This window comes from Myroides albus (assembly GCF_009711045.1).
Taxonomy (GTDB): domain Bacteria; phylum Bacteroidota; class Bacteroidia; order Flavobacteriales; family Flavobacteriaceae; genus Flavobacterium; species Flavobacterium album_A.
On the sequence record NZ_WMJX01000060.1, the window covers coordinates 1 to 10196 of the forward strand.

Here is a 10196-nt window from a genome sequence, read left to right on the forward strand (position 1 = left end):
TAAAGATGCAAACGGTAATGTAGTAGGATATGACTTTAAGGATTCAAAAGGCAATGTGATTACTACTGTAAATACAGACGCAGCTAATAACTACTACGACAATAGTAAGTCAGGAATAGATGCTAAAAATGTACAGGATGCATTAGATAAGTTAGCTGATAATCTAGGTAAAGGAGCAGGAGTAAAGTTACAGGATAAAGGAGACGGAAAAGTAACGCTAGTGGCTGATAATGGAGATGAGTTAGGAAGCGTTGATAAAGCAGGGTTAGTAGACAATACTAATGGTACTTATACATTTACTAATGGTAATGGTAAAGATGTTACTATCAATGTTCCGCAATCTGTAATTAACCAGTTTGACAAAATTATCAATGGAGGACCAATTACAGTTAATGGAAATACATATACTACAGTAGAGGAGTATTTTAAAGATTTTGTTGAGAAGAACGAAACGGTAACTACGTTAAATAACAATAATGACGGTACCTATACTTACACAAGTGAGGATGGAACAGAAACCATCATTGATATTCCAACAAGTGTAGTTAAGCAATTCGAGACTATTGTTAAACAGCCTGTAATAGTTGATGGACGTACATTCACTAATGTGGATGAGTATATTAAATATGTAACGGAATCAAAAGGTGGATTTACCAAGATTGTCTACGATGCTACAACAGGTGATGTTATCTTCCAAGAGTGGAACGAGACTACTAACTCATGGGTAAATGTTGATAACACTAAGTTTAGCACTATTGTTAAAGCAAACGAGACTGTTACGACATTAGTTGAAAATGCTGATGGTACTTATACTTACTATAATGAGAAAGAAATAGATGCAAACGGGCAACCATTAACAGGTGAAACAGGAGTAACAATTGATCCAAAAGAAGTATCAGTTGCTTTAAATACCACAAAGAATGTGTATGAGTTCAAAAACTCAAATGGTGATGTAATTGGTAAGATCGACGCGAATGCAAATGCAATTGTTTATAATGATAACTCTACAAACCTTGGTGTAACAAATGTTCAAGGAGCGATAGAGAAATTATTAGAAAAAATAACAACAGTAGAAGGGACTAGTGGTGATTTAGTGGTATCAGGTGGTCTTGAATTTACAGCTAAAACAACAGGAATTAAAGCCTTACTCGCTGATGCTAATATTCAAGTAGCAGACCAAGGAATAACGAACGAAAAATTAGGTGAACAGTCTGTTACTTCTGATAAAATGAAAGCAACAGTTGCAGACGGGAATGGAGCTTCTAAAAATGCAGAAGAAGGTATGGTACCTGTGGCTAATGCTGATGGAACAGTTACTTATAATAAAGTTAACGCTAAGCATGTTACTTATACGAAGCCTACTGAGGATAACGGATTAGTATCTAATACTGTAGAGGGAGTAATCAATGAATTAGCAGGTAAAAAAGGTGATCTTAAAGTGACAGGAGGTATGTTAACTATCGATGATGGTGGTAAAGATGCTCTACGTCATGAGGCTACTATTTCTTTAAACCTTGAGGGAATGAATGCTATTGTTGAGACTAAAGTAGATTATACAGCTAAAGTAGAAGATGTAATTGTTTTGGTACTTGCTGAATCTAAAGACTTAGTAGTTACTCTACCTGATGCAACAGCAAATAAAGGAAAGAAATATACAATCAAAAAGAACGATGCTAAAGAAGATTTCTATGTAACTGTAAAAGGAAACATAGAGGGAGCAAGTGAGTTATACACAGCTCTTCCTTACTCTGGATGGGATTTAGTATCTGATGGTACTATATGGCAAATCGTAAACAAATTTTAATCACCTTACTTAACAAGAATACATAATGAAAAAATTAATATTATCAGCTACAGTAGCTTTCACAGTTTTAACAACTTCAAATATATACGCTCAACAAGGATTTGGAACTAATACACCAGATAGATCATCTGCTGTAGAAATCGTTTCGGGTAAACGTGGTTTATTGATTCCTAGATTAGAGTTAAAAGGTACTAAAATAGCTTTTCCTGTATCTAAACCTGCTAATGCGTTATTTGTTTATAATACTGCTAAAGCAGCAGATGTAACTCCAGGATTTTACTACTGGGAAACAGAAGATCAAGATGATGAGACTAAAGGTAGATGGGTACGTTTTGTATCATCTAACTCAAGAAGTGCTGTAACCGTTTCTGCAGGAACTAATGTAGCTGTAGATTCTGTTACTACAGGGCATGATACTAAATATATAGTAAGTATAAAAGGGGGAGAAAAAGAAGGACAAGTATTAGTTACTGAAGATAGTGGTAAAAAAGATGATGATGGAAATCCAATTTATATTTCAAAATGGATTAATCCACAAGATTTTATTAACGGAACTATCCTAGGTGATAATGGAATTACTACAGTAATTGACCCAAATGATAATAAAGTACATGTAGGATTAGGTGGTGATTTATCAAAAGCTACTCAAATCAAGACTACAGATAAAAATACATTAGCTATCTCTGGTTTAGAAACTTTAGTAGGTAAAGATGCTACCGATGGAAATAAATTCGATGCTACTACACATAATATCGTAGTAATGGGAGATAATGGTATCTTAAAGAATGTATCTACTAAGGATTTAATGGAAGATGCTATTGATAAGGGGGCTATTAATGGAAAAGCATTGACTTCTACAGGAAAATCTATTCAAATAGATGGTGCTGCAGCTGCTACAGCTCTTTTAAAAGATGTGAATATCGAAGTTAAAGGAGGAGAAAAAGCAGGTCAAGTATTAGTTACTAAAAAAGAAGGAGACAAATTCGTTACTGAATGGGTTGATGCTGATAAAGTAGGCGTAGAAGTAACTAATGGTATTCAAAAGATTACGGGTGCTGATGGAACTACTAAATTAGGATTAGGTGGTGCTTTAACAGAAGATAAAACTAGTATTACAACGACAGATAATAATGTTTTAGCTATAGAAGGATTAGCTCATGTTGATAAACCTGTAACTGATAATAACATTGTTATCGCAGATAAAGGTGGCGTATTAAAACAAACTTCTGCTAAAAACTTAATTGAAGATGCTATTGACAAAGGTACAGATGGTACAGATCCATTAAAAGCAAAAACATTAAAAGGAAAAGGAATTACGGTAACTGCTGGTGATGTAGTTGGAACAACTCTTGAAGTTGCTAACTCTTTATTGAAAGATGTGACTTTAGGTATTGCTGATAATGCGATTACAACTAATAAAATTAACGACGGTGCAGTAACACAAGATAAGTTATATGCAGGTAGTAAAGATGGTGATGGTAATGCTACTGTAGCAGCAGAAGGAACTGTACCTGTGGCAAATGCTGATGGAACTGTTACTTATAAAAATGTATCTACGGCATTAGGAGCTGATTTAACTACTGATGGTAAGATTGTTATCGGTGATAACCAATCTACAACTAATAAAGTAGAGAATGCTGTGTTAGTAGCTACTCAACTAAGTATTAAAGAAGGAAGTATTACATCTACAGAGATTCTTGATGGTACAATAGCAAATATTGACTTAGGCAATGGAGCTGTATCAGCAGATAAAATGACTTCTAACACTACAGCTAATGGAACAGCTACTCCTGCAGAAGAAGGACAGATTCCAGTTGCAGATGGTAAAGGTGGAGTTACTTATAAAGAAATCTCTGGTGAGACTCTTAAAGGTAAAGCATTAGAATCTAAATCAATTGTTGTAACTGGTGGAACAAAAGCTTTGTTAGATAAGACAACAATAGAAATAAAAGGAGGTACTACTGCAGGTCAAGTATTAGTTACTAAAGAAGTTACAGATAGTGAAGGTAAAGTTACTTATGTAACAGAATGGATTGATGCTTCTGCTTTAGGTAACACAGTTACAGCGAGTAATGGTTTAACTAAAGCTGGTAATGATATTCAATTAGGTGGAAGAGTTGATAAAAGTACTGTTTTAGCAATTGATAATACTAAAGGTGGTTCATTAGCTATTACTGGATTAGATGCGCCTGCAGATAAAGATACTGTTTTAGAAAATGTAAAAATCGGTACAGACGGTAAGTTATATGCTGTTAGTAAATCTGAATCTACAGGAAGTATTACAATCAATAAAGAAGGAGATGTTACTATAGAAGGTGATACACACTATTCTATTAATCAAGAGGAAGTAGTTATTGAAGTTACTTTAGGAGATAAGGATACTAATCTTATGCTACCAGCTGTTAATGGGACAGAAGGACAAACAATCAGCATTAAGATTGTCAATGATAAAGAGAATCATAATGGTTATTTAAATATCAAATCAGCAAACGCTGTTTTAGCTTATGGAGCTATGCCATTCCAAGGATGGATTTTAAAGTCTAATGGAGCCAAATGGATTGTTGTTGGACGTAACTAATAAAAAAATAGAATACAAAAGATGAAAAAGACATACATAGGATTTGCCGGACTTAGTTTATTGCTTTTATTAGGAACTCAAACCGTTCAAGCACAACAAGGATTCGGAACAGACAACCCACATAGATCAGCAGCAGTAGATATACAATCCTCAAAAAGAGGATTGTTGATACCACGTGTTAGTTTAGTTGAAACAACTAATCAAGAGCCTATCACTGCGCCTGAAACATCATTGATGGTATATAATATAGCTACATCTAAGGATGTTACACCAGGTTATTACTATTGGGACGGTGATAAATGGGCCCGTTTTGCTAAACAATCTGAAATTACAGAGATAGAATTAAAAGGTGATGTAACAGGTAAAACAGGAGATACAAAAGTTGTAGCTATTCAAGGAACAAGTATTTCAAATGTTGCCCCAACTGCTAATCAGGTACTAACTTATATACCAAGTGCAGATGGTAAAACAGGAGAATGGGTACCTACTAATTTACCTACTGAACCATGGAATGTACAAGGTACAACTACAGCAGCTTCTAAAAATAATGAAGATATTTATCAACAAGGTAAAGTAGCTATTGGATTCACTAAAGATGATGTAGCTACAAAAACTTTAGATGTTAAAGGAGATTTTAGAACAGTTGCTAAAAATGGTGATGTTTACTCTGGTTTTGAAACTAATCTATTTGATGAGGATGTAAAAACAACTACAAACTTCTTGTATTCCTCAAAATCACCGATTAATTCTCTAAGTGATTTTGTTAGTTCAAACGAAATAGGAGGTATATATACTATCAATAGTGGTGTCGCTACTATAGCAAAAAATAATAAAAATACTGTTATATTATCATTAGGTACTGTTAGCTCAACGCATTTTGATATTAGTTTAGGAGGTGGTTATGTAGATGAAAATAAAGACCAATATTCTGCTAATCTTTGGGGAACTTCAGAACAATGGCTTTTAAGTCATATTAAGAAAGGAAAATCAGTACAAGTTCGTGTTGAAGGAGATAAAGGTGTTACATTTAAACATGAACAAGAGGGATATACTTTCCCAATGACGAAGGGGAACACAAATCAAATCCTTGTTACTGATGGAGGGATTAGCGATTCTGGTAAAAATATATCAAAATTAGAGTGGAAAAATGCTATAGATATCCTTACTCCTGGAGAACCTAATCAAATATTAATTACTTCAAAAGAGGGTGATAAAGTTACTTGGGTAGATCAATCAGATATAGTACCTATAACTACAAATACTTTAACTAAGAAAGATAATAATGATACTGTAGATAGTAATACTATTGTTTCTACAGTAAATGGTGTGCCAGCTGAAGTTAAATTAATTGATAATGTTACAAATACAGTTAATGGAACTACAATTGTTACTTCTGTTAATGGAGTGGAGTCAGATTCAGTAGATTTAAAGGACGTTATCCAAGCAGGACAAAAAGTTACTACTGTTGTTAATGGGACAAATACAACAGTAAGTTCATCTGTTAATCCAGCAGGAGGTAATACGACAGAGTATAAAGTAAATGTATCTAATGAAGCTATCCAAGCGGCGCAGAAATTAACAACTGTCTCTGAAGGAAAAGGAGTGAAAGTTACTTTGGCGGATAAGGGTAATAATACTACAGATTATAACGTAGCAATTAACACTGATGGAGGTAAAGCAGGCGATGTATTAACAGTAGTTGATGGAGAAACATCAGGAGATACTAAAGTAGAGTGGAAAACCCCAAACTATGAGAATATCTATACACATGATGGTACTTTGACAGGTAATCGTACAGTCGATTTTGGAAAAAACATATCTTTAATATTTAAGAGAGGTAATCAATCTCATGATTTTACTTATGATAGTGATCATACAGGTTTAAATATGTATGGAGATAAAACGTCATCTATAGGTTTAATTTCACATATTAAATCTAGTAATGGTATTGAATCTTTGCTAAAGCTAAGTCACGATAATGAATGGTCACATATTTATTCAAGTGCAGATAAGGGATTTAAACTCTCGACTTATTATTCAAAAAACATCAGTTTTGAAACATACGCTACATACGATGGAGATAGTAGTGCCTCTGTTAATTTTGTTATCCAAGGAGATGGAGGAGTTCAGGTTCCTAATATTAATGAACCTAAATTCGCTGGAAAATCAACAGATAAAGTAGTTGTAGCGGATGAGAACGGCGTATTAAAAACAGTAGCACCAGCTAAGACATCAATGCCTAAAGTATTCTACATGCCACCTATCTTATTTGATACTTCGGTTTTAGGTGATAAACCAGTATTAGACTTGCATGCTGAATACGTAAAACAATTTAAGGTTTCAGACAATAAATTAAGAAGTGCTAATTCACCGGTTGATATCCCTACTTTAGGAGCTAATGAGTTATACTATTATATTACACATTATGATTCTGAAGTTTTAGAAATAAAAGGAATTACAGAAGATGGTAAACTTAGTTATAAAGTGAAAAGTAATGCTAATGAAGCTACATTTATGACGATTGTTTTTGTAGTGAAATAATTAAATAGAATAATTACTACTTGATTGTTTCAGTCAAGTAGTATGTTTTAAAATTTGAATTAAATGTTAAATACATTGAATATGAAAAATAATATTATTTCAACTATATATAAGAATTCTGTTTTAATACTAATTTGTTTTTTGATAAACATTACTAGTATCTCTGCCCAGAATAATATTGGATTTACAATATCTGAAGACTTAAAAGGGAATTCAGCTAAGAGTTTAGTTTTAAATGGATCAGCTTATTTAACTTCTGCAAATGGTGATCCAGCAGGGAATGGATGGCTAAGATTAACTACTACAGAGGAGGTACCGAAGAGACAAAAAAAAAAGGGTATGGTAGGATATGCTTTGTTGAAGAACACTTTTCCTTCGTCTATGGGAGTGGTACTTGATTTAGAGTTTTCTATATGGGGAGGTACTGGTGCAGATGGATTTTCTTTTTATCTATATGATGCAACATATGCTCCAGGTGGGACTAAAACTTTTGTACCAGGAGGAAAAGGAGGTTCATTAGGATATGCGCAAAGTGAGTTGCATAATAGTAAAGGATTAAGTGGCGGATATATTGGAGTCGGGATTGATGAATTTGGAAATTTTGGAAATGATGATGATAAGAAAAGTGGTGGATTTACATATAAATGGCCTGAAAAAAATCAATTTCCAAATGCAATAACTATTAGAGGATCTCAAGCTTCTAAGTATAAGTTTTTAAAAGGAATTAAACAGGAAGATTTAGGTAATATACTAGGAGACTCTAATTTTACTTTAGATAAAAAGTCTGTTTCAAAAAGACCAACAGAGAATACTTATTATAGAAGAATAATTTTACAGATACTTCCTAAAACTGTTAACAATAAAACACAGTATGAAGTAACGTTGCGTATGAAGATTTCTAAGACTACTGATTTTAAAACAGTTTTAGGACCATTTATGGTTGATGAAGCACCACCAGCTAATTTAGCTTTAGGTTTTGGAGCTTCTACTGGGGGGTCAGATAATTATCACGAGGTACGTAATATCACTGTAACAACTCCAGGTGGAGTACGCGTGACTAAAGAAGCTGATAAAGGAGAAGTCTACGTGGGAGATGAATTGACTTATACTATTAATGTATTTAATCAAGATACAAAAGATTTAAAAGGATTATTATTCAAAGATCAATTACCGAACCATTTTCAGGTTACTTCAGTTGAGTTTAAAAACAATGGAAACGAAAAGAATAAAGCTCACAATTTTTCTAAAGACAATTTAAAAGATATTTCGGTTGATTTGGCAGCTATGGGTGAAGGTACTTTCATTGTTAAAGGTATAGTAACAGGTATTCCGGATGATAAGATTATACGTAATACAGCGATATTTAAAGCAAATGGAAAGACACCTGATTTAGATGAGACAAATGATATTGCTACAGTTGAAACAAAGATATTGAATAGCTCATCTGATAACTGTGGGTGTCCAGTAGGAGCAAAAGAAATGAAAGCCGAAAATCTAATTGTTACTAATGGAGATGTTTTTTGTGTTTCTAAAGATTTATATTTAAATAAAGGCAATTTTATTTTAAATCCAGGAGGAAAGGTATATGTTCAATCTGGGGCAAAATTAGTTGTTGAAGGAACATTCATTCAGTATGGAGGATTGTTAGAAGTATGTCCAACAGGTGGGGTAGATGTTAATGGTTCTGCTATTTTTGGATGTGCTACAACTGGAAAAGATGCAGTTATTACACTTTATGAAAAAGCATATTTTACAGTGACTGGATCATTTTTACAAGAGAATCCTGGATCCACAGCTAAAGCAGTAATTAATATGTATGATGGAGCGTTTGTTGAAGTTTGCGGTACTTATACACAACAGTCAACAACTTATCCTATAGTGAATTATAGAGGAGTTGGTGATGTGAATGCTTATTTTGTGAATAAATCCGATGCTTCAGGAGGAGGAAATTCTATTATTTCATATGCAGAGAATGTTACTTGGATTACAATGGATAAAGTTGGAGAAGATGGAAAAGCTCCTATTTCTAATGGTAATGCTCAATGGTGTGGACCTTATGCTACTAAAGAAAAATGTCCAACATTATGGCCTGATGGTCTTACTAATAACATTGAAGGTAAATGTCATGAGGCAGAAGGAATTGTAAATGCCAAGCCTTCTATTAAATTAGAAAAAACGGGTGTATTTGAAGATGTGAATAAAAATGGATATGCTGATGTACAAGATTTAATTACATATTCTTTTAAAGTTTATAATACAGGGAATGTTCCATTACAAAATATTGTTATAAAAGATACTAAATTAGGAACTGCTTTAAATGTTAAATATGTAAGTGGTGATATTAATAAGGATGGTAAGTTAGATAAAGAGGAAATATGGGTATACACTGCTACTTATAATATCAATATGGAAGATGTAAAGAAGAAAGGAGTATATAATATCGCCGAGGTTAGTGCTGAAGATAAAGATCAAAAAGTAGTAAAATCTACTTCTACTGATCCTAATCCATTACCAGAAACTACACCTGGACATCCAGGTATAGACAAGGATTGTCCTTTATGTACAATTGTAATATTAAAAGGAAGAAGTGTATTTATTACCAATCCACATATTTATCAACAGTTTAAAAACAATTAGATATGAAATCAAAAAAGATATTTAAAATTGTTGCTTGTACTTCTATGGCTTTGCCTTCTGTGGCAAATGCTCAAGTGCATGATGATAAAAATAAAAAGTTGATAAATGAAGGGGTGATTTATGTAGCTGAAGGAGGTGTACTATCGACAACTTATGATTTTGATAATACCGAAAAGGGGTATACCTCTAACGATGGTAGCGTGTACTTTTATAGTAATTTTAATAACGATAATCTTTATACTCATAGCGATTTAACAACAAAGTCAAAAGCTGTTTTTACTCGTTATGAAGGGGCTAAAGGTAAACAAATCATCTCGGGAAGCAAGCCATCAGATTTCTATCATATTGTTTTAAATAACCCTGANTTACGGCTCAGTGGATTTTCAAGAAGGGATAGTAAAAGTTGATTCCTTGCAAGGTATGCTAACTTTTCACCAAGGTGCTCAGGCGTTACAACCAAGTGATAAAAGTCACGCAGAGGGATTTGTAGAGAAGATCGGAAACGAAGAGTTTCAGTATCCAAAAGGAGACAAAGGCATGTACCGCTATGCGCGTATAAGTGCTCCAGAGGGAGAAAAGGATTCTTATCAAGGAAAGTACAATACAGAGGATCACAACTTTTTCCGCGTTCGCTCT

Annotated in this window: 3 protein-coding genes and 2 pseudogenes; all 5 read left to right on the forward strand. The window is 33.5% G+C overall.

Going from position 1 to position 10196, the window contains the following annotated elements; genetic code table 11:
• Positions 1-1804 (forward strand): annotated as a pseudogene (locus GJV76_RS15750) (hypothetical protein); the annotation flags it as partial.
• A 25-nt stretch (positions 1805-1829) separates the two neighbouring features.
• Positions 1830-4382, forward strand: a complete 2553-nt coding sequence (locus GJV76_RS14455) for an autotransporter outer membrane beta-barrel domain-containing protein (RefSeq protein WP_155093305.1) — start codon at positions 1830-1832, stop codon at positions 4380-4382.
• 21 nt (positions 4383-4403) lie between these two features.
• Complete coding sequence (locus GJV76_RS14460) at positions 4404-6923, forward strand: autotransporter outer membrane beta-barrel domain-containing protein (protein WP_155093306.1); 2520 nt, start codon at positions 4404-4406, stop codon at positions 6921-6923.
• An 81-nt stretch (positions 6924-7004) separates the two neighbouring features.
• Positions 7005-9560, forward strand: coding sequence for a DUF7507 domain-containing protein (locus GJV76_RS14465; protein WP_196216238.1), 2556 nt, complete (start codon positions 7005-7007; stop codon positions 9558-9560).
• A 420-nt stretch (positions 9561-9980) separates the two neighbouring features.
• A pseudogene (locus GJV76_RS16170) lies at positions 9981-10196 on the forward strand (gliding motility-associated C-terminal domain-containing protein); the annotation flags it as partial.